The 23,784-nt window shown below is 42.3% G+C and carries 18 protein-coding genes; 15 read left to right on the top strand and 3 right to left on the bottom strand.

Annotated elements, in window-relative coordinates:
* Positions 1-38: 38 nt before the first annotated feature.
* On the top strand, positions 39-1,004 hold the full coding sequence (locus tag ACRYKC_RS00230; protein ID WP_433804637.1) for an NAD(P)/FAD-dependent oxidoreductase: 966 nt from the start codon (positions 39-41) through the stop codon (positions 1,002-1,004).
* Between the two features lie 238 nt (positions 1,005-1,242).
* Here ACRYKC_RS00230 and rarD read toward each other — a convergent pair whose 3' ends face one another.
* Both rarD and ACRYKC_RS00220 read right to left on the bottom strand, forming a co-directional pair.
* A complete protein-coding gene (gene rarD / locus ACRYKC_RS00225; protein WP_433804636.1) occupies positions 1,243-2,148 on the bottom strand; it encodes an EamA family transporter RarD in 906 nt (301 codons plus the stop codon).
* A gap of 314 nt (positions 2,149-2,462) precedes the next feature.
* Complete coding sequence (locus ACRYKC_RS00220) at positions 2,463-4,052, bottom strand: FAD-dependent oxidoreductase (protein WP_433804635.1); 1,590 nt, start codon at positions 4,050-4,052, stop codon at positions 2,463-2,465.
* Between the two features lie 330 nt (positions 4,053-4,382).
* Here ACRYKC_RS00220 and ACRYKC_RS00215 point away from each other — a divergent pair, with 330 nt between their 5' ends.
* The 8 genes from ACRYKC_RS00215 (at position 4,383) to cls (ending at position 12,696) form a co-directional block, all read left to right on the top strand.
* Entirely contained in the window at positions 4,383-4,808 is a 426-nt protein-coding gene (locus ACRYKC_RS00215) for a MarR family winged helix-turn-helix transcriptional regulator (protein ID WP_433804634.1), read from the top strand.
* Positions 4,808-6,007 carry an MFS transporter gene (locus ACRYKC_RS00210; protein WP_433804633.1) on the top strand — a complete coding sequence of 400 codons (1,200 nt, stop codon included), beginning with the start codon at positions 4,808-4,810 and terminating at the stop codon, positions 6,005-6,007. Before ACRYKC_RS00215 ends, ACRYKC_RS00210 begins: the two co-directional genes overlap by 1 nt.
* Before the next feature lie 100 nt (positions 6,008-6,107).
* Positions 6,108-7,292 carry a methionine gamma-lyase gene (gene megL, locus ACRYKC_RS00205; RefSeq protein ID WP_433804632.1) on the top strand — a complete coding sequence of 395 codons (1,185 nt, stop codon included), beginning with the start codon at positions 6,108-6,110 and terminating at the stop codon, positions 7,290-7,292.
* Positions 7,293-7,442: 150 nt separating this feature from the next.
* Positions 7,443-7,937: a PTS sugar transporter subunit IIA gene (locus ACRYKC_RS00200; RefSeq protein ID WP_433804631.1), complete on the top strand. Its 495-nt coding sequence runs from the start codon at positions 7,443-7,445 to the stop codon at positions 7,935-7,937.
* A gap of 143 nt (positions 7,938-8,080) precedes the next feature.
* On the top strand, positions 8,081-9,025 hold the full coding sequence (locus tag ACRYKC_RS00195) for an aminoimidazole riboside kinase (RefSeq protein WP_433804630.1): 945 nt from the start codon (positions 8,081-8,083) through the stop codon (positions 9,023-9,025).
* Between the two features lie 10 nt (positions 9,026-9,035).
* Complete coding sequence (locus tag ACRYKC_RS00190; protein WP_433804629.1) at positions 9,036-10,490, top strand: glycoside hydrolase family 32 protein; 1,455 nt, start codon at positions 9,036-9,038, stop codon at positions 10,488-10,490.
* A 62-nt stretch (positions 10,491-10,552) separates the two neighbouring features.
* Positions 10,553-11,095 carry a transcription repressor NadR gene (locus ACRYKC_RS00185; protein ID WP_433804628.1) on the top strand — a complete coding sequence of 181 codons (543 nt, stop codon included), beginning with the start codon at positions 10,553-10,555 and terminating at the stop codon, positions 11,093-11,095.
* Between the two features lie 158 nt (positions 11,096-11,253).
* Positions 11,254-12,696 (top strand): cardiolipin synthase, encoded by a 1,443-nt coding sequence (gene cls / locus ACRYKC_RS00180; protein WP_433804627.1) that lies wholly within the window; start codon positions 11,254-11,256, stop codon positions 12,694-12,696.
* Positions 12,697-13,482: 786 nt separating this feature from the next.
* Here the strand turns inward: cls and ACRYKC_RS00175 are convergent.
* The gene (locus tag ACRYKC_RS00175; RefSeq protein ID WP_433804626.1) at positions 13,483-14,631 is read right to left on the bottom strand and encodes a S1C family serine protease; all 1,149 of its coding nucleotides are present in this window, start codon (positions 14,629-14,631) and stop codon (positions 13,483-13,485) included.
* A 188-nt stretch (positions 14,632-14,819) separates the two neighbouring features.
* On the opposite strand from ACRYKC_RS00175, the gene ACRYKC_RS00170 reads away from it, so the two are divergent.
* The 6 genes from ACRYKC_RS00170 to ACRYKC_RS00145 all read left to right on the top strand — a co-directional run bounded on the left by ACRYKC_RS00170 (position 14,820) and on the right by ACRYKC_RS00145 (position 23,765).
* The gene (locus tag ACRYKC_RS00170) at positions 14,820-15,518 is read left to right on the top strand and encodes a response regulator transcription factor (protein ID WP_433804625.1); all 699 of its coding nucleotides are present in this window, start codon (positions 14,820-14,822) and stop codon (positions 15,516-15,518) included.
* Positions 15,515-16,846: a sensor histidine kinase gene (locus ACRYKC_RS00165; protein WP_433804624.1), complete on the top strand. Its 1,332-nt coding sequence runs from the start codon at positions 15,515-15,517 to the stop codon at positions 16,844-16,846. The genes ACRYKC_RS00170 and ACRYKC_RS00165 overlap by 4 nt, the downstream gene beginning before the upstream one ends.
* 65 nt (positions 16,847-16,911) lie before the next feature.
* Positions 16,912-17,436: an acyl-CoA thioesterase gene (locus tag ACRYKC_RS00160; protein WP_085028001.1), complete on the top strand. Its 525-nt coding sequence runs from the start codon at positions 16,912-16,914 to the stop codon at positions 17,434-17,436.
* A 718-nt stretch (positions 17,437-18,154) separates the two neighbouring features.
* The gene (locus ACRYKC_RS00155) at positions 18,155-19,609 is read left to right on the top strand and encodes an alanine/glycine:cation symporter family protein (protein ID WP_433805110.1); all 1,455 of its coding nucleotides are present in this window, start codon (positions 18,155-18,157) and stop codon (positions 19,607-19,609) included.
* 910 nt (positions 19,610-20,519) lie between these two features.
* Positions 20,520-22,418: an ABC-F family ATP-binding cassette domain-containing protein gene (locus ACRYKC_RS00150; protein WP_433804623.1), complete on the top strand. Its 1,899-nt coding sequence runs from the start codon at positions 20,520-20,522 to the stop codon at positions 22,416-22,418.
* Between the two features lie 96 nt (positions 22,419-22,514).
* On the top strand, positions 22,515-23,765 hold the full coding sequence (locus ACRYKC_RS00145) for an aminopeptidase (protein ID WP_433804622.1): 1,251 nt from the start codon (positions 22,515-22,517) through the stop codon (positions 23,763-23,765).
* Positions 23,766-23,784 lie beyond the last annotated feature (19 nt).

The following is a 23,784-nucleotide window of genomic DNA, read 5'->3' as shown; positions in this document are numbered from 1 at the left end:
ATAAAGGGAACAGTATATACAACGTGGAGGTGATGGGGATGGAGCACTATGAAGTGACAATTGTAGGTGCAGGTCTGTCTGGAATCACTGCAGCAAGACGTTTGCATAAACAAGGAAGAACAAATTTCTTATTAGTTGATAAAGGCAAAAGTGTAGGTGGACGTTTAGCTACTAGAAGAGTTGCGGATGGTAAAGTTGATCATGGCGCTCAATTTTTCACCGTAAGGACCGATGAATTGGGAGAAGAAGTACAGGATTGGTTGAAAGAGGGGTGGATTAAACATTGGTTTGGTGATCCTTATCCTCGTTATACAGCTGTTGATGGGATGAATGGTTTGGCTAAGCACTTAGCTGAAGGAATTCGTGCATCATTACATACCAAAATCACTCAAATCGTCAAATATCCTGACGGCTACCGTGTGTATGATGACAAAATGAACGTTTGGAAATCAGACAAAATTTTATTAACGATGCCGGTCCCTCAGGTCATGGAGCTGTTAAAGGCGAGCGATGTAGAAGTGGTTGACCAAGAAATGAATAAGCTGAGAAGTATTTTGTTTGAACCTGCCTATGTAGGAATTTATCATTTTCGCTCACCAACGGGACTACCTGAAGATGGTCACTTGGATGAAAATCTTCCAAAGGACGTCGAGCGGGTAGTCGATCATCAGAAAAAAGGCATCTCCAACGACACGATTGTAAGTGTTTATATGAACGGAGATTGGTCGAGGAGATATTATGGTGAAGATTATGTCCGGACATTGATCAGAGAAAAAGTAGATCGCTATTTTGATTGGAAGGATTTAGAGTCTGAACAACTGAAGCGCTGGAGATATGCACAGGCTAAAAAAGTCCTTAAGGAATCCTATTTGGATTTGGCTGGGGATGGTTCCTTAGTCGTGGCAGGTGATGCTTTCTTGCGTGAAAATGACGAAGCAGGACGTACAAGGTTTGAAAGTGCATTTCTCTCAGGTAAAGATGCGGCTGCTTATTTGAGTTGGTAGAAAGAAAGGAGTTTTCTCTAGTTTTAGAGAAAGCTCCTTTTTTGATTAGGAAATCATTAATTGTGTTGGATACTTTTTACAGGGTAGGGCTATATCCAGCTCCATCGTCCGAGCCTCCGACTTTGTCGATAACCATTCATTTCAATGATTGTCTTAGGCTTGGCGGAGACTCAGGACGAACTGAACTTAGTTGTTCATTTATTGAAAGACTAAGTTAAACACTTACCTTTCACTTCTTTCAGCTCGCTTTAGGTTCATATTTTCTAAGACGCTTCATACGCGTAACAGTGTACAACGCTAGCCCTGCCCAAATTAATGTGAAAGAGATAGCATGGACTTCTGTGAAGGGTTCATGATACAAAAAGACACCGATAAACAGCATAATAGTCGGCGCAAAATATTGAAGAAAACCAACCATGGATAAAGGGATTCTTTTGGCTCCAGCTGAGAATAGCAACAGGGGAATCGCTGTAACAACCCCTGCTCCAAAAACAAGCACAGTTGTAAGGGACAGCCAATCCACCTGAACCCATTGACCTGCTTGTTGGGAAAGTAAGTAAATTAAGGCAACAGGGGTAACAATCAACGTTTCGATGGTTAACCCGAACATGGCATTCAGCGGCACCAGCTTTTTCAACAAGCCATAGGAGCCGAAACTGAAAGCTAACAGCAAAGCGATCCAAGGAACAGAGCCAAAATGGACGGTCATGTAGAAGACACCTGATCCGGCTAGGAGAAAGGCGACCCATTGGGCTCTAGAGAATGTTTCTTTCAAAACAATCATCCCTAAGAGAATGCTGACAAGTGGGTTGATGTAGTATCCCAGGCTTGCCTCGACTACATGATTGGTGTTGACGGCCCATATATAAGTCACCCAGTTAATGCTGATTGTGATAGAAGCCAGCGTGATACCAAGGAGACGTTTTTTATTTTGAAGTATAGAGCGGCATTCTTCTACTAATGCGCGCTGTTTCTTCGCAATCAACACAACAATTCCCATGAAGATAAAAGACCAGACAATCCGGTGGGCGAGTATCTCAAACGCGGGAATTTGTTGAACCAATTTCCAATATATTGGTAAAAAGCCCCATAAAATATAGGCGCCTGCTGTATAAACAACGCCTAGTTTCGTTTCATTAACCATGATGATAATCCTCTCAACTATGTATTTAGTTCATATTCTAGTCCGATTCTTCTTTTATGGAAACAAAAATGCTTGAGAGAACAAAAGAGGACGCCCCCTGGAATCCACCCCGACACGAAACGCCTGGAGGAAGGTGATTTTCCTTTCGCAGGACGAGTTATTTATGTCGCAAGGGTGGGCTGGAGGTGGATGTCGCTGACCAGTACAAAAATATACACAGACAGGACCTTTATCATTTCCTAAACAATAAAAAAGCCGGCGAGATCTTCTCACCAGCTTTTTGGGTCTGCCTTTAAACAGGCAGTGCATATCAATTATGGTTGATCCTGTTGTTCTTCATTGCTTTTCTTTATGTCCATGTAGGAACGTGGAGTAGGTTCCTCCAGTGATATTTTCATTAGTGGTTGATCAGCTGGACCTTCCACGACTTTTCCATCATAGGAAAAACGCGATCCGTGGCATGGGCAATCCCACGTACGTTCTGCACTATTCCAATCGACTTCACAGCCCATATGCGTACAGGTTGTATCAAGCAGGTGCAGTTCTCCGTCTTCGTCTTTGAAAGCACCTGCCCGTTCGCCTCTCCACTGGACGATTTTTCCTTCACCTTTCTTAAGACGCTCAGGTCGATCAGCGACCAATTCTAGTTTTCCTTCAACTAAGTGAACGGCTACGTCAAAGTTCTGGGAGAGGAATTGTTTCATGCTCGGGTCTGCTTTGAATCTGGAAGGCTTGAATAGTTCATGGAACAGCGACTCTTCTCCACGTACATAATCGCTCAATAATTGAGCGGCCAGTGTGCCGTTTGTCATCCCCCATTTTCGAAAACCCGTCGCGATCAATACTCGATTATTCTTCCTTGTAATCGGTCCGATGTAAGGGACTTTATCTAAGGTAGTCAAATCTTGAGCGGACCATTGGAATAATTTCTCCTTAATGCCGAACGTCTGAGCAGCAAATTCTTCGATAGCTCGATAGTGAAAAGAAGTATCAATTCCATCCCCTGTTTTGTGGTTCTCGCCTCCCACTAGAAGAATAGGCTTGCCGTTGTATTCAGCAGTACGAATCGTTCGTTTCGGCTCATCTATGGATACATACATGCCTTTAGGAATCTCACGTTCTGGTTCAATAGCCATCAAGTAAGAGCGTTCAGCATACATTCGGCTGAAATAGAACCCTTTGCCATCATAGAATGGAAAATGGCTGCATGAAATCGCATATTGGCAGGTCACTTTCGAGCCATTTCCGGTTTCAATCTCAAGCTGCTCGCCTTCTTTTAAATCCGTTGCTTTTGTTCCCTCGAAAATCTGGCCGCCTAGTTCAGTGAATCGGTCAACCAAAGCAGCTAAATATTTGAGCGGGTGGAACCTGGCTTGATCCTTCATGACAAGCGAACTCGTCGTTTCCATATCAAAAGGCAGTGAGTCTGTTAAATCTCCTGGAATATTAAGCTTTTGGTAGGCTTCATATTCGTTTGTGACTTTTTGGGCACCTTTCTCTGTTGTCGAGAAAATACAGGCATCTTCTTTTGTCCAATCACACTGGATGTTGTATTTATTTACGGTTTCTTCCATAAATCCAAAAGCGTTCATTTGGGCCTGGTAATAAAGAGAGGCTTTTTCCTCACCAAAGTGTTTAATTAGCTCATGATAAATCAGTCCATGCTGAGCGGTGACTTTAGCCGTTGTATGACCTGTCGTTCCATTAAGAATACGATCCGCTTCCAGCAGGATCACTTGCTTGCCAGCTTTCGCTAACAAATAGGCTGTCGTAATACCAGTAATTCCGCCCCCGACGATAGCGACGTCTGCAGACGTATTTTCTTCAAGTGAATCGAATGTTGGTAAGTCTGTATCTTCACGCCACATAGGTTCAGGGCGGGTCCATTCTTGTTTATGGTCCATAATTTCCCTCCTCAATGACTCTTTTACTCAGTCTTTCCTCAATAACTATTTTCATGTATTTAAAAGCTGTAAAAATTAACAAATCAAAATAGGCTTAGCATTAATAGCTGGAGAACCAGTATGGGAGTGATCGTTACCAGGAAACCTCTGGGATGAAGTTGGAAGGACGTGCCGAATTTAGTTGAATAGCTAAGTCAGGCGCGCGCTATTGTTTATGAGTAGACATACAGAAGGTTTCTATGATAAGCTCTTCCATGTTTCTTCCTGAATAAGGAAGTCTTTTTTTTTGATAAAACCGTTACCTAGATAACGAACGAGGGAGATCCACTTATGTCATTAACTTTCTATCATATCCAACAGCTATCCCGAGAATTAGGTCAGTATTTGAATCAGGCTTTCGAAGGGGAAGAGATTTCTTTATCCCACTGGTCTGTAATCTTTCAATTGCATTATCATGGGGCAATGACTCAAACAGAATTGAAAAATCGCTTGAATATTGAGGCACCACCTTTGTCACGAACGTTAAGAAAGTTAGAAGAGCTCGGGTATATTCAAAAGCATTCCAGTGCGGATAAACGAACAAATGATATTTACCTTTCTGAGAAGGGGCAGATCCGTTACCCAGTCTGGGAAAAAGCGATTAAGGAGGCAGAAGGCCGCTTGCGCTCCGGTTTAGGAAAAGAAAGAGAGCGCAGCCTGGATCTTCACGTAAAAGAATTGACTGGACTTATTCGTAAAGAAAAGGAGGGGAAATGATGAAGAAAAACCAGGCGTTGTGGACGAAAAGCTTCTTGAATGTATGTTTTAGTAACTTTTTCGTATTCCTTGTATTCTATTTAATGTTTGTCACTCTTCCTATTTACGCGATTGATCAACTTAAAGTAGATGAAGGACAATCTGGGCTTGTCATCACTATTTTCCTAGTAGCGGCTATTTTAATTCGTCCGCTAGCAGGCAAGTGGATTGATACGGTCGGGAGAAAGCCTATTGTTATGCTTTCACTATCTCTTTTCTTCATCAGTTCGTTTCTATATTTGTTTGTTCACTCATTCATACTTATTCTGATCGTGCGTTTTATTCAGGGGCTTGGTTTTGGAATGGGAACGACCGTACTAGGTGCATTGGCAGCAGACGTGGTGCCTGATCAGCGGAAAGGGGAAGGCATGGGGTATTTTGCGATGTCGATGAACTTCGCGATGGTTCTTGGACCTTTTCTCGGGTTGACGATCATTCAGTCGTTCAATTTTGTCAGTATGTTTGTAATTTGTGCAATCTTCGGCGCCATCGCATTTATCTCAGGACTAATGATTAAAAATCCTGTTCCTAATCGTGCAGTAGAAAAGTCACAAAGCGTCCTGCCTCAAGTGAACGGTCTTCTGGAGAAGCCTGTGATTCCGATAGCTCTGACTGGGGCGGTTATGGCTCTCGCCTATTCAGGAGTGTTATCATTCGTTTCGGTCTATGCGAATGAGCTGGGACTTGCTGAAGCAGCCAGTTATTTCTTTGTCGTATATGCTTTAGTTCTTCTTATTTCGCGGCCTTTCACTGGAAAATGGTTCGATCAGTACGGCGAAAACATCATTGTTATACCTTCCATTATTGTGTTTGGAATAGGAATGCTCGTTCTAAGTTTCGCAAATACAGCTCTATTACTGTTACTTGCAGGCGGGTTAATCGGGCTCGGATGGGGAACGATTGTACCGAGCTTTCAAACGATTGCACTGAAAAAGGTGCCGGCACGGGCAGGAGCGGCGACGGCTACATTCTTTACCATTTTTGATATTGGTATAGGAGTCGGTTCCTATTTAGTGGGAGCCATCGCTACAGGAATAGGATTCTCATCACTCTATTTTAACAGTTCATTTATTATCTTCGGGGCCGTATTTATCTATGTATTCCTGCATGGAAGAAAAAGAAGAGCGAGTCCCCAACTACAATCAAAATATAGTAGTTAAGGAGGAGGTCAGTCCCCCTCCTTTTTTGTTAAAATGAACTGAAAACGCTTACAAACTTAAGATAATAGGAAAAGAGAAGGGATAAGAAGGGGGAAGAAAGATGGGGGAAAAAAGGAAGCGCTTGGAGACTTCGATGATCCACAACGAGGGCGATGCTCATGATCTGGGAAGTTTGACAACGCCTATTTATCAAACATCAACGTTTTCATTTCCATCTGCCGCTGTTGGGGAGAAACGCTTTGCGGGGGAAGACGATGGATATGTGTATACACGATTAGGTAATCCTACGGTCACAGCTTTAGAGGAGAGAATAGCGACACTTGAAGGGGGAGAGAGGGGGCTCGCCTTCGCGTCCGGAATGGCTGCCGTGTCAGCTGTATTGATTTCCCTTACGAAAGCTAATGACCATATTTTATGCTCAAATGGTTTATATGGCTGTACATTTGGTCTCTTAAAAATGCTGGAAGAAAAATATAGCATTACTCATGACTTCAGTCTTATGGAGGATGAGGAGGAACTTCGCAGTCGGTTGACGGAAAACACAGCTTGTATTTTTATTGAAACTCCTATCAACCCTACAATGAAAATGGTAGATTTATCGATGGTCGCACAGGTCGCAAAAGAATATGGGATTCCAGTTGTGGTTGATAATACTTTTTGTACTCCTTACTTACAACGACCGCTTGAATTAGGGTGTGATGTTGTTATTCACAGTGCAACCAAATATATTGGGGGCCATGGAGATGTGATTGCAGGACTCGCAGTCGGAAAACAGGAGTTCATGAATTCTGTAGCAATGAATGCTAAGAAAGATATTGGCGGAGTCTTATCCCCGTTTGATGCCTGGCTTTTAATACGCGGGTTGAAGACTTTGCACGTACGTTTAGATCGCCACAGCACTAATGCTGAAGAAATCGCAACGCGACTAAAACAGCACCCTTTCGTTCAGAACGTGTATTACCCAGGGATGGAAGATCACCCCCAAAAAGCGATTCAAGAAAAGCAAATGAGAACAGGAGGCGGCGTCCTCGCTTTCGAGATAAATGGATCGAAATCAGATGCTCAATTCTTCATGGACCAGTTGGAATTAATTAAAATAGCTGTAAGTCTTGGTGATGCAGAAACATTGATTCAGCATCCTGCCTCCATGACCCACGCAGTAGTCCCTGAAGAAGAGAGGGAGAAGATGGGGATCAAAGATACGCTGATTCGTCTTTCTGTCGGTCTGGAAGCAGTTGAAGATATATGGGAGGACCTTACTCAAGCATTAGAAGAATGTAAGTAAATCGGAAAAGCCAGGAGATCTTCCTGGCTTTTTATTTTGGACAATAATCCATTCGGAGTTTATTCATTCGTCTCAAGGGAAAAGAACTACAAGTTTGTTTTATAATGGTGAACGTAAGAAGCACATTAACATGTTTGAAAGGGTGTTTGTATGTTTAAAAAAATGTTTGGTAAAAAAAGTGTTGAAGAGCAGCTTGTAGCCCCGTTGAATGGAAAGGTCGTACCGTTAGATGAGGTAGACGACCCTGTGTTTAGCCAACGGATGATGGGAGATGGAGTGGCTATCGAACCGACTGACGGAAAAGTGGTCAGCCCAGTTTCAGGAGAAATCGTGCAGATTTTCCCTACAAATCATGCTGTGGGAGTTAAAACGAAATCTGGCGTCGAAGTTCTAGTCCACATTGGTTTAGAAACCGTAGCAATGGAAGGAGAGGGCTTTGAAGGCCACGTCAAACAAGGAGACAAAGTAGAAGCAGGAGATCATTTGATTACTTTTGACCCTGAACTCGTAAAGGAAAAAGCGAAAAGCACGATCACACCCGTTATCATCACAAACTTTGATGACATCGTTGAAAACTTTGATCCTTCCTACAGCGACGCTGCCAGTGCAGGGCAAACGAATATCGTAACATTACAAACGAAATAATTTATACGAGAGCCTAAAACGGTTAACAGCTGTTTTAGGCTTTTTTCTTTTCTTTATTGGAAACGAACGAGGGTCTACGGGTATAATGGGTGTAGAAATTTAATGGACCTTTAAAAAATGTACATATGGAAAGGATGAATAGCATGTCAAAAGGAATCATCTGTTTAGGGGAAGCGTTGATCGACTTTATTCCTCTGGATGACGAAAATATTAATTTTCAAAAGAGTCCTGGCGGTGCGCCTGCCAACGTAGCAGTTGGAGCAGCCAGACTTGGAGCTAATTCTACGTTTCTTGGGAAAGTAGGGGATGATGTACTAGGTCGTTTCCTTAAGAAAACTTTGACTGATTTCGGGGTTAATACTGAAGCTATGTATTTAACTAAAGATACGAGAACAGGTGTTGTATTTGTTACTCTCGATGAACATGGTGAACGGAGTTTTGATTTTTATATCGATCCGAGTGCTGACCGTTATTTAGAAGAGTCAGAAGTGAAAGCTGACCTGTTCACTACTCACAACCTCCTGCATTTCGGTTCGATCTCTATGATTGATGAACCTGCAAAATCAGCTACAGCAGCTGCTGTGCGTGAGGCAAGAGAGAATGGATTGATCGTTTCCTACGACCCTAACCTGCGTCTCGGGTTGTGGAAGAGTGCAGACGAAGCGAAGGAAACAATCCTTTCGATGCTTGCTGAAGCAGACGTAGTTAAAATTTCTGAAGAAGAATTAGAGTTTCTCACAGGAGAGACAGATATTGAAGTAGGTGTAAAACAACTGGCCTCTTACAAAATCCCGTTGCTTTACGTAACGATGGGAGCCGAAGGCAGTCATGTGTACAATCAAGAAGGTCACACCTTTGTCCCTGCTATGAAAGTAGATGCTGTCGACACAACTGGAGCGGGTGATGCTTTTGTGTCAGGCATCTTATATCAGCTGAGTGAACGAGCGAAACAAGTGAATCAGTTGGCTATACAGGAACTGGAAGAGATCACCCGGTTTGCCAGTGTTTCAGGAGCTCTTGCCGCATCAACTAAAGGAGCGATGACGGCTTTACCGACAAAGACAGAAGTTGAGAATTATTTGAAATAGGTGGTGCCACATGTCTGAAAAAGATCAACAACTACGAGCGCTAGCATTAGAAGAAATTGAGAAATACAAACAAAAGGTAGAGGCGGATCCCTATCGGCAGAGTTTTCATCATATGCCGCCTGTAGGGTTGTTAAATGACCCAAACGGTTTTATTCAATGGAAGGGGACATATCATCTCTTTTACCAATGGATGCCGTTTGATACAGGCCATGGAGCTAAGTTCTGGGGTCATTACACTTCGGAAGATTTCGTCAACTGGACTCATGAAAAAGCCGCACTAACACCGTCAGAATGGTTCGACAAAAACGGAGTATACTCGGGAAGTGCTGTCTCTCACGATGGGCTTCTTTACCTCTTTTACACAGGAAATGTGAAAGATGAACAAGGGAATAGGGAAACCTATCAATGTCTTGCAGTATCTGAGGATGGCATTCATTTTGAGAAAAAAGGGGTCGTTGTTCATTTGCCTGCAGGCTACACGGCTCATTTTAGAGATCCTAAAGTGTGGAAAAAGGCTGATCATTGGTATATGGTAATTGGAGCACAAAGCGAAAACATGGAAGGGAAAGCGGTGCTCTTACGTTCTTCTAACCTTTACGACTGGGAATTACTAGGGAGTATTACCGGAAGCAATGAAGAACAGCTTGGAGATTTTGGTTACATGTGGGAATGTCCAGATGTTTTTGAACTAAATGGAAAGGACATTCTCATCGTCTCTCCTCAAGGTTTGGAAGAAGAGGGGATGAATTATGCGAATACCTACCAGAGTGGCTACTTTGCAGGCATTCTTGATTATGCTCATCCTAAATTCAATCATGGTCCGTTTCGTGAATTGGACCGTGGATTCGAATTCTATGCCCCTCAAACCACGCTTGATGAAAAGGGCCGAAGAATCTTAGTTGGATGGATGGGAGTGCCTGATCAATACGAACAAGCGCATCCAACTATCGAAAATCAGTGGGTGCACTGCCTTACAATACCAAGAGAGTTGACTTGGAATGGAGAACAGATTATTCAGAAGCCTGTGGAAGAACTGAAGGAAATGAGAGGACCTGTTCTTTTGCATTCGTCAATTACGATTGAAAATGATCAAAAAGCAATCAGAGGAGTGGAAGGGAAACCAATTGAATTGAACCTTGAATTTGATAAGGTAGAGGATCAATTTGCGATTGAACTTTTCCAACATGCTTCACTTAGTTATAAAGAGGGTATACTAACTCTATCAAGACCTCACTTAGAGGATAAAAAGAAAACGGAATTTAGAAGAGTTAAGCTCGAAGATGGTTTGAAGAACCTCCATTTATTCATTGACCATTCATCACTTGAGGTCTTCGTCAATGAAGGAAAGGAAGTCTTTACTTCAAGGGTCTTCCCGCAGCCAGATGAAGAACGTATTTTATTCACCTCACTTGGGACGACCACTTTTTCTATTGAACAATGGAAACTGAACGGGTTTAACTTTTAACTGAGTTTTACTAAGGAAAGCGATCAATCATAGTTTGTAAATCGTTTGAAGGAGTCATGTATATGAGTCAATCTTCTAAGAAAATGAAAGCACATGAGCGGAGAGAGCATATCTTATCTTTGCTTAAACAAAGAGGCTCACCAGTAACAGGCAGCTCATTAGCGGAAGAAATGAATGTAACGCGACAAGTGATCGTAGGAGATGTTTCGTTGCTGAAGGCGAGGAACGAACCGATTGTAGCAACGAGTCAGGGCTATATGTATATGACGGATGTCAAAGAAGAGCTGGCTTACCAAAAGACGATCGTGTGTCAACATGGAGCAGAAAAGACAGAGGAAGAGCTTAATATTCTCGTCGATCATGGTGTTCATGTTCAAGATGTCGTAGTAGAGCATCCTATCTATGGGGATTTGACTGCCCAACTACGTATTTCAAACCGCCGCGATGTAAAGAAATTTATTGAACAGGTGAATTCTACCAATGCTTCATTCCTTTTGGAGCTGACGGGTGGCATTCATACCCATACAATTGCTGCAGACAGTCGGGATGCAATAGAAGAAGCAGTGTATGCTCTGTCTGAGGCAGGAATTTTAATGAAAAATTAATGATAACGTTTTAAAAAAAGAGGTATGCTTTCTATCATTAGAGCATATCTCTTTTTTGAACTGTTGTTATTTTGGTTATTGGTTTTTCTTAGTCCCAGAAAAATGAAATATGATATAGTAAATGAGCAACCCACGATAGTAAAGGCAGGTGATTCCAGATGAATATTATTCCCTATATCTTAACGACAATCTTAATTTTGAACGTTTTGCTAGCATTGGCCATTATCTTTTTAGAGCGACGGGATGCAAGTGCGACGTGGGCATGGCTCATGGTTTTGCTTTTCTTGCCAATCGTAGGGTTCTTATTATACTTAATTTTTGGAAGACGATTAAGCCATAAAGAAATTTTTATTTGGGATAAAAAAAGCCGGTTAGGGTTACTGACAGCTGTCCAGGAACAATTAAAGGCTATTAAAGATAACACGCTGGAAGTGCAGCGAAAAGAAATTGTTCCATATGAAGATTTAATCTATATGCATTTAAAAAACAATGACGCCCTTTTTTCTCAAAATAATGATGTAGAAGTTTTTACAGATGGACAGAAAAAGTTCCACGCCCTTCTTGAAGACATTGAGAGGGCAGAAGACCATATTCATTTACTTTATTACATCATAAGGGATGACAACCTTGGACAAAGGTTAGCAGAAGCCTTGATCAAGAAAGCTAAAGAGAATGTAGATGTCAAAATTCTTTATGACGACATGGGATCACGTCTACTTAGTAGAAAATACGTTAAGAGGATAAGAGCAGCTGGAGGGCAAGTGGAGTCATTCTTTCCTTCATTAATTCCTAAAGTGAACTTGAAAATCAATTATCGAAATCATAGAAAGCTGGTTATTATAGATGGAGAAATCGGTTATATCGGCGGTTTCAATATTGGGGACGAGTATTTAGGATTCAGTAAAAGGTTTGGTTACTGGAGAGATACCCATCTCAAGGTAGAAGGCGATGCCGTTCATAACATGCAGACACGCTTCATTCTCGATTGGAATCAGGCTTCCAGAAGAGACATTGTCTATGAAGATCGGTTTTATCAAGCAAAGTCCAAAGGCGATGTAGGAATGCAAATCGTCTCAAGTGGTCCTGACTCGGAATGGGAACAAATCAAGCATGGTTATATTAAGATGATCATGTCCGCGAAAAAGTATGTGTATATCCAAACACCTTATTTTATACCTGACGACAGTTTGTTAGATGCGTTAAGAATAGCCGTGTTATCTGGGGTGGATGTAAGGTTGATGATCCCCAATAAGCCGGATCACCCATTCGTCTACTGGGCGACTTATTCAAATATAGGCGACTTGTTAATGGCAGGTGCCAGAATCTATGTTTATCAGAGAGGCTTTTTACACGCAAAAACCATCGTAGTAGATGGAAATATTGCCTCGGTTGGAACTGCTAACATCGATGTAAGAAGCTTCCGTCTCAATTTTGAAGTGAATGCTTTTTTGTATCATTCAGATGTAGCGAGGTTATTGGCTGACCGGTTCAATGAAGATTTGAAGGAATCTACGGAATTAACCTACAAGCTTTACCAGTCAAGGTCTAAGTGGATTCGCTTTAAAGAAGCAATTGCCCGGTTGTTATCTCCTATCTTATAAGAAACCATTAATCTTGATATTGAGGAGAAGGTAATAACCTGGTTTTATTATTAAAGTTTTCTTATCCTGAAAACTCAGTTTCGAGGCTTTTGTGTGAAATATGGTGGATGGGAAAACGACTCGCTTTCCGTGGGCATGTGCTGAGCCTCCTCAAACTTCGTTTTCCAGTAGCTCGAAACAATCTTTACCAGAATGGAACATTTGGCGTCTAGCCATTTAAGAAATCTAGTATGGGCAACATCTATTATGAAGTAAATAACAAATTCCAAGTAACAGCTCGAGAACCTCTTATGGCAAGGGGCGTTGGAGAAGGGTGAGACTCCCGCGGGAGAAGGAGCGAGGCGAGATCCCACAGGGCGGAGCCCGAGGAAGCTCGCCAGTTCCCCCGCAGGAAAGCGAATCCTTCTCCAACGCCTCTAAACGTCACAAAAATCTCGAAATCAAGTGTTCCAGGTTATAAATCATGCCACGGTTCTGTTAACTACAAGAGTTAACAAAATAGAAAAGGTGTCTCGGGGGTTTCCCGGGACACCTTTTCTGATGAGAGAGGTTGTTTGGTTTTTGGTAAGGGTTCGCACAGAAGGGCTGCTTTCTGTGCGAAGGGAGAGCATCAAGCACTTTACCAGGGCGCTTGCGCTTTTCTTGTTGTCTAGCTCCTGCGCCTAGCCTCTCGAAGTCATAAGTCAACTGCCTGCGTGAGGTGAGAGGCCCTCACTCCGCCGTTTATCTTATGCTTGTCGAGGCTATCAAGGCGCATGAGTTTTTCTGATTTCTCTGCTTTCTATATTATTGGGAGGAAAGCTTGAGTTTTGTTTTCATCGGTTCCCCGTCGCGGTAAACCGTTAGCTCGACAGTATCTCCAACTTTTGCTTCATTATAGAGATACTCACGCAAGCTCATGAGTGATTCGACTTTATTGCCTTCGATCTCAGTGATGACATCGTACTGACTGAGACCTGCTTTTTGGGCTGCTGATCCTTGCTCTACCCCTTGTATGAGAACTCCTTGGGTTACTTCAGCGGGCAGATTCAATTCTCTTTGTAAAACAGATCCTGGAATTTGACTGACATCCTGAAGGGATACACCCATATAAGGGCGTTCCACTTGGCCATTGGTTTCAAGATCTTTGATGACTGGTTTTGCTACATTCATAGGGATCGAGAAACCGATTCCTTCGACTTCTTCCTTGGCAATTTTCATAGAATTAATTCCTATGACTTCACCTTTAAGGTTGATCAATGCACCACCGCTATTCCCCGGATTGATGGCGGCATCCGTTTGAATAACCTGGGTTTGCCAATCTGGTTGTTGGTCACCGTTCATATCTCTTGGGATACTACGGTCAAGACCACTGACAATGCCTTTGGTGGCTGATCCAGCGAATTCCATGCCTAGTGGGTTACCGATTGCTATGGCTGTTTGGCCGACCTCTACGTCATCGGCGTTTGCAAATTCAGCAACCTTTTCTACATGTTCGCTATCTATTTGTAAAACGGCAAGGTCTGTTAAAGGGTCACTGCCTTTCAATTCGGCTTTTACTTTAGTACCATCACTCAAGATCACTTCTAATTCAGAAGAGTTGGCAACAACGTGATGGTTCGTTACAACAAAAGCTTGATCGCCGTCTTTTTTATAAATGACCCCAGAGCCTGTACCGGCTTTTTGGGTACCCTGGCGAGTCTCCTGAATGTTGCTTACACCTACTACGGCCTTAGAAGTCTCATCTATGGCCTGCGTAACAGCATTCGGATTATCGTCTAGGTTCAATTCGTCAGCTTGGGCTGTTGGTTCGTTTGTATTGATGCTGACGGATATTCCCTTCCATTGGAAAACAGTCGTTACAAGAAATACAGCAATGATTGCGCCTAAGACTCCAAAAGCTAACCCGGAACGTTTATAGCTACGCTTAGTTTGACGGTTATCTTCGTTTAACATCTTAAGCAATAGCCCCCTTATTTAAATTGGTGATGTATGTGATCTCTGCTGTCTGTCTGTACATTTATTATTCTACGGTTCACATATGGAATGACTTTGGAGAAAATGTGGAAAAAGTGTGTAAAACAAGAGCGAATGCTGAAAATATGAGAAAATGGATAAAAGTTCAGTGTGAGGAGGTAGTTTAGATGAACCATACCATAGGGCTTGTGGAAGATGACCCGAATATAAGTAATATTGTTGAGGCTTACTTAAAAAAAGAAGGATATGACATACAAGCTGTCGACACGGCTGAAAAAGCGTGGGAAATATTTGAACAGCATTCCCCAGATCTCTGGGTGCTTGATATTATGCTGCCAGGGATGGACGGCTATGAATTTTGTAAAAAAGTTCGGCAGACGTCTGAGGTGCCGATCATTATTATTTCTGCGAAGGATGATGAAGTGGACAAGATACTCGGCTTGGAACTAGGCGGGGATGATTATCTGACAAAACCATTCAGCCCAAGGGAACTGGTCGCGCGGGTGAAACGCCATTTAAAGCGTTGGCAGGTTATGCAGCCAGATGTCTCATCCTCTAATCAAGAAGATACGATTGAATCAGGTGAGCTTTTACTCAACGATGCTGAACGGAAAGTGTACTTTAAAGGTCAGGACATAGAAGTGACAACGAAGGAATTTGAAATGCTTAAAATTTTGGCCTCTCAGGAAAACCGGGCATTCTCTCGTGAAGAATTGCTCGTAAAAGTGTGGGGAGAGGACTATTTCGGAAGTGATCGGGCTGTTGATGATCTAGTCAAGCGTCTGCGTAAAAAGATGAAAGATCTTCCGATAGAGACCGTATGGGGGCACGGATATCGCCTGAAAAATGAGCGGAAGTCGTCATGAAGTTATTGTATCAATTAAATGCGGCGTTCACCATTTTAATTTTGATCATCATGTCTATTACCGCGTTCTTTATACATTCCCTGTTGATGGATATGTTAATTCAGGATGAGCAAAGACAATTGAAGGCGAGGGCTGAGTTATTAATTGATGTAATTAATGAACAGGGAGCGGATCGTAACCCACAGTTATCTCAGTTGGTACAGGATCGAAATTATCCCATATTATTATTCGACCGCAGCCAGGATCAAATATTATTCAGGACGATGCCTGCTGAAATAGCAAGAACTTGGATGGACCATTATGAGGACGAACTAATTGATGAGGAAGTATGGGAAAGTAAAGGGGAAAAGTATGTCGTTTATGACTTTGCGCTGTCTTCAAGAAGTAATCAGATTCTTGTGATGGCTACTCCGCTTAATGACTTACAGGCTGTGCAGTCTGTTTTTGCTTTCCGAATGATCATAGTGTTCGTGCTTGGATTGCTGCTGGCGATTATCATTAGCTACTTCCTCACACGTCGTCTTGTAACACCTTTAAGCAGGCTGAAAAAGGAAGTAGAAAAAATCCAAAAGAGGCAGTTTGATGATGTGCAAGCGGTGGAAGCTTCAGGTGAAATTAAAGAAGTGGAGCAGGCAGTAAGGCTTATGGCAGAAGAACTTGCAAGATATATTCACTCTCAAAAGCAATTCTTCCAAAATGCTTCTCACGAGTTAAAAACACCACTTATGTCTATTCAAGGTTATGCAGAAGGCATTCGTGATGGAGTTTTTGAAGGCGAGGCCGCCGAGAAGGGCTTAAATGTGATGGTTAGCGAAACAGAGAGATTGAAGAAAATCGTCAATGAGATGATTTTGCTTGCGAAACTCGACAGCAGTAAAGATGTCTATCATCCCGAGCGAACGGACGTCATAGACATCGTCGACCAGTCTACTGTAAGGTTGCTGCCTCTCGCTAAAGATAAAAATATTGACCTTCATGTTGATTTAAGCGAACCATTTTATACGGATATAGACAGTGAGCGTGTCCTGCAAGCTTTCATTAATATTGTCAGCAATGCGATTAGACATGCTGAAAATGAAGTCCACATTCATACTCAGCCAGAGAACGGTTGGTTAACGATTCAAGTGGAAGACGATGGAGAAGGGATATCGGAAGAACTTCTCCCACAGCTATTCGAACGTTTTATTAAAGGTAAAGAAGGGGAGACTGGCTTAGGGCTGGCTATATCTCGCGCAATTATTGAACGCAGCGGTGGGACCATTCGAGCAAGAAATCGAAAGAACCATTCCGGCGCAGTTTTTGAAATCCTCTTGCCGCACAACGAGTGATTTCTCTACTTCATGGTATAATAAAAGCAGAGAACGATTCCATATAGAAAGAAAGGACGTAGCTAATGGAACCAAAACGATGTATTGATTCATTAACCGTAAAAAACTCTCACGTACTTCCTCCTGACACGAACAGTCACGGGACATTGTTTGGTGGGAAATTGATGGCTTATATCGATGATGTAGCTGCTATTGCTGCTGTTAGACACTGCAGAAAACCTGTGGTCACAGCGTCCACCGACTCTGTCGACTTCCTGCAGCCGGTATTCGAAGGCGACACCATTTGTCTCGAAGCCTTTGTTACTTATACCCACAACACTTCAATGGAAGTATTTGTAAAAGCTATTACAGAAAACCTTTTAACCGGAGATCGGAAGGTATGTACAACGGCATTTCTTTCTATGGTTGCTGTTGATGAAAATAACGAACCGACACCGGTTCCGCCGGTATATCCGGAATCTGAGGAAGAAAAATGGCTTCATGATGGTGCGAAAAGGCGTCATGAACACCGTAAAGCAAGAAGGAAAGAGTCTAAAGAACTCGCTGAGAAATTTGGGACGGGTCTTCCTTGGTTACCGGATGAAAAATAACGCAGGAAACTCTACTGCTTTTAGCGGTAGAGTTTTTTCATTTTGTCGTACTAATTTATATAAGTCTTTGAACGCTTCTTCTTCCATTTAAGCCTCATATTAATGAAGATTCAGTTTTGAGACTTTTATGTGGAATATGGTGGAAGGGAAAACGACTCGATTCCGTGGGCATGTGCTGAGCCTCCTCAAACTTCGTTTTTCCGGGGTCTCATCTAGCATGTTCATTCCACAGGAGTCTCGCCGTTTTCCCATCCACCATAAGATATAAAATTGCTCGAAACGATTTTTTTGTAATGAAGCAATTGCTGGGGATTTATTTTAAAGATCCATTATTACTTGTTTTTTTGCTATGAATAGCAAATATAAAATACAGGATTTCTAGAACCTCTTATGGTAAGTGGCGTTGGGGAAGGGTGAGACTCCAGCGGGAGAAGGAGCGAGTCGAGCTCATATTCTCACCTCATATGTAAATTTTGATTATTCACTGAAAATGATTTTCAATACCAATTACTATTTTAATGAAAATGATTCTCAAGTCAATAGTACCCATCAAGTTTATTGAAAACTTTTGATGAAATCCTTTGGCCCAAAATACCATTTGTTTGAAAGAAGGTTCACTGGTAAAGTAATTTTGTATGACTTTGTCTTTATTCAGTTTTAGACAAAGACAGGTAGGGTAAAAGACCCTTAATTGGTAATTATTACAATCTTATTAATGATGGAGGTGGGATCGTTGCAAGAAGTGCTAACTTTCTTGAACGATGCAATGTGGGGATATATCCTTGTGGCTGCCCTTTTAGGACTAGGTTTATGGTTTTCCATAAAGCTTAACTTCGTGCAGTTCCGTTATATCCCTGAAATGATCCGTGTATTATTTGATAAGCGGTCGATGACCGCAGAAGGGAAGAAAGGAACATCGGCATTCCAAGCCTTTACCATCAGTACGGCGTCAAGAGTAGGAACAGGGAACCTTGCTGGTGTAGCTGCAGCTATTACGGTTGGTGGTCCTGGGGCTGTTTTCTGGATGTGGCTTGTAGCCATTCTTGGAGGCGCATCAGCTTTTATCGAAAGTACCCTGGCTCAAATCTATAAGATACCCGATAAGAATCAATATCGGGGCGGCCCAGCTTATTATATGGAAAAGGGTTTGAATAATAGGAAGCTTGGGATCGTTTTTGCGATTACCATTACGTTTACTTATGGACTTGTATTCAGTTCTGTACAATCGAATACGATTCGTCTGGCATTTGAAAGATCTTTTGATATCCAAAAATGGGTGATGGGCGCAATTCTAACGTTTATTGTAGCTGTGATTATTTTTGGAGGGCTGAAACGTATTGCGCAAGTCACGCAATATGTTATTCCAATTATGGCTATCTTCTATATTATTTTAGCGGCATATGTTTTGTTTGCGAATATCGGACAAGTACCTACTATGATCGGACAAATCTTTCAAGGAGCCTTCGGGTTCAGGGAGATTGCTGGAGGTACATTTGGCGGAATGATTTTGATTGGGATTAAACGCGGTCTTTTCTCTAACGAAGCAGGTATGGGTAGTGCTCCGAATGCTGCTGCCACCTCTGAAGTTACTCACCCTGTTAAACAAGGACTGATCCAAACGTTGGGGGTATTTACGGATACATTGCTAATCTGTAGTGCCACTGCTGTTATCATTCTGTTTGCAGGCGAGTATGCGGGTACTAATCTTGATGGTATTCAGCTTACCCAATCAGCCTTTGAAACCCAATTAGGGACATGGGCATCAATCTTTATTGCAGTAGCAATTTTCTTATTTGCCTTTAGTTCTATCATTGGAAACTATTATTATGGTGAAACGAACATCGAGTTTATTAAGAGGAATTCCGGTAACATTTTCATTTACCGTATTGCTGTACTTGCAATGGTTATGTTCGGTGCTGTTGCGGAATTTAACCTCGTTTGGTCTCTGGCCGATTTGACAATGGGGATTATGGCACTCATTAACTTGTATGCAATCTTCAGGCTTTCCTCTGTAGCTTACGACGCCTTGAAGGATTACAGGAGGCAGCGTAAAGAAGGAAAAGACCCTGTCTTCTACCAAGATCATCTTCCCGGTGTAAAAGGGATAGAGTACTGGAGACGAGATCAGGACATCTCTTATGAAAAAGAAGACAGGAAGCAAGCGAATAAGTAAAAAGCAAAAAATCCTAGAGCACAATAAGAGCTCTAGGATTTTTCTTGTGCATGGATTTTTCAGCGATATAGCAGTATAGTGAAAGGCTTGATTTCGAGATAACTTCGGTTCGTAACTGTAAAAGCGTGAGGGATGGCTGGAAAATAACTCGCTTTCCTGTGGGGGAACTGCCGAGCCTCCTCATTCGCTGCGCTCACTGTGGGGTCTCGCCTAGGTCCTTCTCCCACGGGAGTCTCGTCATTTTCCAGCCATCCCTGCTGTCAATAGTTTAACGAACCCTTTAGAATTGAGTTTCAGTATCTAGAGGGTGTTTAAATAAATTCCTCCCAACAACAGAGTGTTAAAGATACTCCTTGAAGCCTGTTCCTACAGTACAAGTACTAATAAGTGTGCTTTGAAGAATCTACTACCTCATAATGGTATTTCCGTTCACTCCATTAATCATAAGGCGGGAGGGGAAATGGTGAGACTCCTAATTTAAAGGTGGAGGCGCCTCGAACAGCGGCGTATGGACTGGACTGAGCTGGAGGAGATAAAGCAAACACGTTGAGCGTTAGCGAATCGATGTTGACTTATCGTACAGAAGCGAGGGAAGTCTCACTAGCCGCTAGGCGCTGGAACTAGATATAACTGGGGAATGGTATGGCTGGCAAGATTCCGCAGGTTGGTAAACCGAGGAAGCTTGCCGTCATCCCCGCGGAAAGCGAGCCATTTTCCCGAACACCTCTCCAGAAAACTAGGTAACGGAAACATCCCCAGCTAAATAAAGCTATTATCTCGAATTCAAGCCTTCAGGGTAAGGGGGTTTTTATAGAAGAGGGGATTTCGGATTTTTATAAGTTTCTACATATCAATTAATAAAGGCTTTTGTGATATCATGAGGAAAGATTCTTGTTAAAGGATGAGCGAAATGAGTTTATTATCAGTTGATCATATAAGCAAAAGTTACGGAGATAAAGATCTCTTCCATGATTTATCCTTTACGATTGCCAATAACCAGAGAATTGGATTAATCGGAGTAAATGGTACAGGTAAATCAACCTTATTGAAGGTACTTGCTGGAATAGAAAAAGGGGATGCAGGCGACCTTGAGCACGCAAAAGATTTTACCGTGGAGTATTTGCCTCAGGAACCAGATCTAGATGAGGACAAAACAGTTCTCGAGCAAATCTACTATGGAGATACTGAAATCATGAAAGTTATGAGACGGTATGAACAAGTCCTTGTAGAGCTCTCTGAAAAACCTGAAGACCCCGATGTGCAAAATCGGATGCTTGCTCTACAGCAGAAGATGGATGAAACGGATGCGTGGGAAGCTAATACAGTTGCAAAGACTGTTTTATCAAAGCTAGGGGTTGAAGATTACCAGAAAAAAGTAAGCTCATTATCAGGCGGGCAAAAGAAAAGGGTAGCGATCGCTCAAGCCCTTATTCAGCCAGCTGATCTGCTTCTATTAGATGAGCCTACCAACCATTTGGATAATGAAACAATTGAATGGTTAGAGGAATATCTTGCTGCCTATAAAGGTTCTCTTATGGTAGTTACGCATGACCGTTATTTCTTGAATCGTGTTACCAACCTGATTTATGAACTCGATCGAGGAAACCTCTATATCTATGAAGGAAACTATGAGACCTTCTTAGAAAAGAAAGCAGAGCGTGAAGAACAAGAGCGGCAAGCTGAAATGAAACACCGTAATACATTGAAACGTGAATTGGCCTGGCTTAAAGCAGGAGTGAAAGCAAGAACGACGAAGCAAAAAGCAAGAATCCAGCGGGTTGAAGCAATGAAAGAAAAAAGCTTTGACACCAATAAGGAAAACGTAGATATGGCTATTGGCTCAACAAGGCTTGGAAATCAAGTCATTGAGCTTGAAGGAGTTTCCAAATCCTTTGGCAGCCAGTCACTGATCAAAGACTTCAATTATCTTGTCGTTCCGGGAGAGCGATTAGGAATTATCGGTCCTAACGGATCCGGAAAAACGACATTATTGAATATTATGGCCGAACGCGTGAAGCCAGATGAGGGGCAAATTAACATAGGTTCTACGGTTAAGATTGGCTATTATACACAAGATCATGAAGAAATAGATGGTTCGTTAAAAGTGATTGAATACATCAAGGAAGTAGCTGAAGTTATTTCAACAGCTGATGGGGAAGAAATTACAGCAGAGCAAATGCTGGAACGCTTTTTATTCCCGCGACCGCAGCAATGGACGTATATTAAACGGTTATCTGGAGGAGAACGCCGCCGTTTATATTTGCTGAGAGTGTTGATGAGCGAGCCGAATGTCTTGTTTTTAGATGAGCCGACCAACGATTTGGATACAGAAACACTTAGTGTATTAGAAGATTATCTAGACCAATTTCCAGGTGTTGTTATTACAGTTTCTCACGATCGCTACTTTCTCGATCGCGTAGTGGATCGTCTGCTAGCGTTTGAACAAGAGGAAATCAGACGGTTCTATGGAAACTACTCCGAGTATCTGGAAAAACGTAAGGAAGAAGAGAAGGCGATTCAAGTAGAAAAGAAATCAGTTTCTACTCAAGAAGCAACAAGAAGATCGAATCGTAAACGGAAACTTTCCTATCGGGAAAAACAGGAATGGGAAACGATCGAGGATGAGATTGCTTCATTAGAAGAGGAGCTGGAAGAAGTTAGTGAAGAGATTTCTGAAGCTGCCAGCGATTTTGATAAAGTTCAAGATCTATATCAAAAACAAGAAGAACTTGAAAAGCAGCTTGAGGCTAAGATGGAACGCTGGGAAGAATTATCGTTAATTGTCGAAGAAATGGAGAATAATGAGTAGTGGGAGCCTGGGTTACCCCGGGCTCTTTTTTTGTTAAAGTAAGTCAATTATGGAATAATGAATACGGATACAAAACAAAAAACGGGAGGAACAATTATGAAATTTCCAAGTCAAGAGAAACTTGATAAATACGCTGATTTAGCATTGAAGACGGGAGTGAACTTACAAAAAGGTCAGAAGCTGATGATCAACTCCACGATCGAAGGTGCTGAATTCACACGTGTGATTGCTAAGAGAGCTTATGAGATGGGAGCAAAGGATGTACATATTAACTGGGGAGATGACGCTTTAACCCGAATGAAGTATGAATACGTCGATCAGGATACCCTTTCAGAAGTACCTGAGTGGCAGCGACAGCAATACACGTACTTTGCCGAGGAAGGCGCAGCAATTCTATCCGTAAGATCAACAGATCCTGATCTTCTAAAAGGGATTGATGCTGGTAAAGTTGCAGCAGCGACCAAAGCGAGATCAGAAGCGATGTCTAAGTTCCGTCAGTACACGATGAACGACCGGATTCAATGGTCGATTGTCAGTATTCCAATCCCTGCTTGGGCACAGAAGATTTTCCCGAATGAAAACGAAGAAGATGCTGTAGAAAAACTATGGGATCAAATTTTCAGTATCGTTCGCGTTGATCGTGAAGATCCTATAGCTGCCTGGGAAGAGCACAATAAAACATTAATCAAAGCTCGTGAGTATTTGAATAAAAAACAGTACAGCAAGCTGATTTATAAAGCCCCAGGAACCGATTTGGAAGTGGAACTTCCGAAAGGTCACATTTGGAAAGGCGGTCCTGCCAAAACGGAAAAAGAAGGCATTCAGTTCAACCCGAACATGCCAACAGAAGAGGTCTTTACGGCTCCCCATAAGTACGGAGTGAACGGAAAAGTGTCCAGCACCAAACCGTTAAATTATGGTGGTAATGTCATTGATAACTTCACGCTGACATTTAAAGAAGGGAAAGTCGTTGACTTCACTGCTGAGGAAGGGGAGGAGACGATGAAACACTTGCTTGAAACCGATGAAGGTTCCCGTCGACTCGGTGAACTTGCCCTCGTACCACATGAGTCTCCAATCTCTCAGTCGGGATTAATTTTCTATAACACACTTTATGATGAAAATGCTTCTTGTCACTTGGCACTCGGAAAAGCTTATCCGAATAACATGACAGGCGGTTCGGATATGAATGAAGAAGAACTTGATAAAAACGGAATCAACGACAGTTTATCACACGTTGATTTTATGATGGGTTCTGCTGAGCTTGATATTGATGGAGTCTTGGAAGATGGTACGGAAGAACCAGTAATGCGTAAAGGAAGCTGGGCCATCTCTTTTGATGAATAAATAGAGAAAGGCTGCTAAG

It is taken from the genome of Halobacillus sp. A1-3, assembly GCF_050971765.1.
GTDB lineage: Bacteria > Bacillota > Bacilli > Bacillales > Halobacillaceae > Halobacillus > Halobacillus mangrovi_B.
This window is presented reverse-complemented; position numbering and strand designations above follow the sequence as displayed.

Bases quoted from the DNA above. Each gene is read 5' to 3' on its own strand.
- ACRYKC_RS00230 (WP_433804637.1), top strand. From the start codon at position 39: ATGGAGCACTATGAAGTGACAATTGTAGGTGCAGGTCTGTCTGGAATC.
- rarD (WP_433804636.1), bottom strand. From the start codon at position 2,148: ATGGTTAATGAAACGAAACTAGGCGTTGTTTATACAGCAGGCGCCTAT.
- ACRYKC_RS00220 (WP_433804635.1), bottom strand. From the start codon at position 4,052: ATGGACCATAAACAAGAATGGACCCGCCCTGAACCTATGTGGCGTGAA.
- ACRYKC_RS00215 (WP_433804634.1), top strand. From the start codon at position 4,383: ATGTCATTAACTTTCTATCATATCCAACAGCTATCCCGAGAATTAGGT.
- ACRYKC_RS00210 (WP_433804633.1), top strand. From the start codon at position 4,808: ATGAAGAAAAACCAGGCGTTGTGGACGAAAAGCTTCTTGAATGTATGT.
- megL (WP_433804632.1), top strand. From the start codon at position 6,108: ATGGGGGAAAAAAGGAAGCGCTTGGAGACTTCGATGATCCACAACGAG.
- ACRYKC_RS00200 (WP_433804631.1), top strand. From the start codon at position 7,443: ATGTTTAAAAAAATGTTTGGTAAAAAAAGTGTTGAAGAGCAGCTTGTA.
- ACRYKC_RS00195 (WP_433804630.1), top strand. From the start codon at position 8,081: ATGTCAAAAGGAATCATCTGTTTAGGGGAAGCGTTGATCGACTTTATT.
- ACRYKC_RS00190 (WP_433804629.1), top strand. From the start codon at position 9,036: ATGTCTGAAAAAGATCAACAACTACGAGCGCTAGCATTAGAAGAAATT.
- ACRYKC_RS00185 (WP_433804628.1), top strand. From the start codon at position 10,553: ATGAGTCAATCTTCTAAGAAAATGAAAGCACATGAGCGGAGAGAGCAT.
- cls (WP_433804627.1), top strand. From the start codon at position 11,254: ATGAATATTATTCCCTATATCTTAACGACAATCTTAATTTTGAACGTT.
- ACRYKC_RS00175 (WP_433804626.1), bottom strand. From the start codon at position 14,631: ATGTTAAACGAAGATAACCGTCAAACTAAGCGTAGCTATAAACGTTCC.
- ACRYKC_RS00170 (WP_433804625.1), top strand. From the start codon at position 14,820: ATGAACCATACCATAGGGCTTGTGGAAGATGACCCGAATATAAGTAAT.
- ACRYKC_RS00165 (WP_433804624.1), top strand. From the start codon at position 15,515: ATGAAGTTATTGTATCAATTAAATGCGGCGTTCACCATTTTAATTTTG.
- ACRYKC_RS00160 (WP_085028001.1), top strand. From the start codon at position 16,912: ATGGAACCAAAACGATGTATTGATTCATTAACCGTAAAAAACTCTCAC.
- ACRYKC_RS00155 (WP_433805110.1), top strand. From the start codon at position 18,155: ATGGAGGTGGGATCGTTGCAAGAAGTGCTAACTTTCTTGAACGATGCA.
- ACRYKC_RS00150 (WP_433804623.1), top strand. From the start codon at position 20,520: ATGAGTTTATTATCAGTTGATCATATAAGCAAAAGTTACGGAGATAAA.
- ACRYKC_RS00145 (WP_433804622.1), top strand. From the start codon at position 22,515: ATGAAATTTCCAAGTCAAGAGAAACTTGATAAATACGCTGATTTAGCA.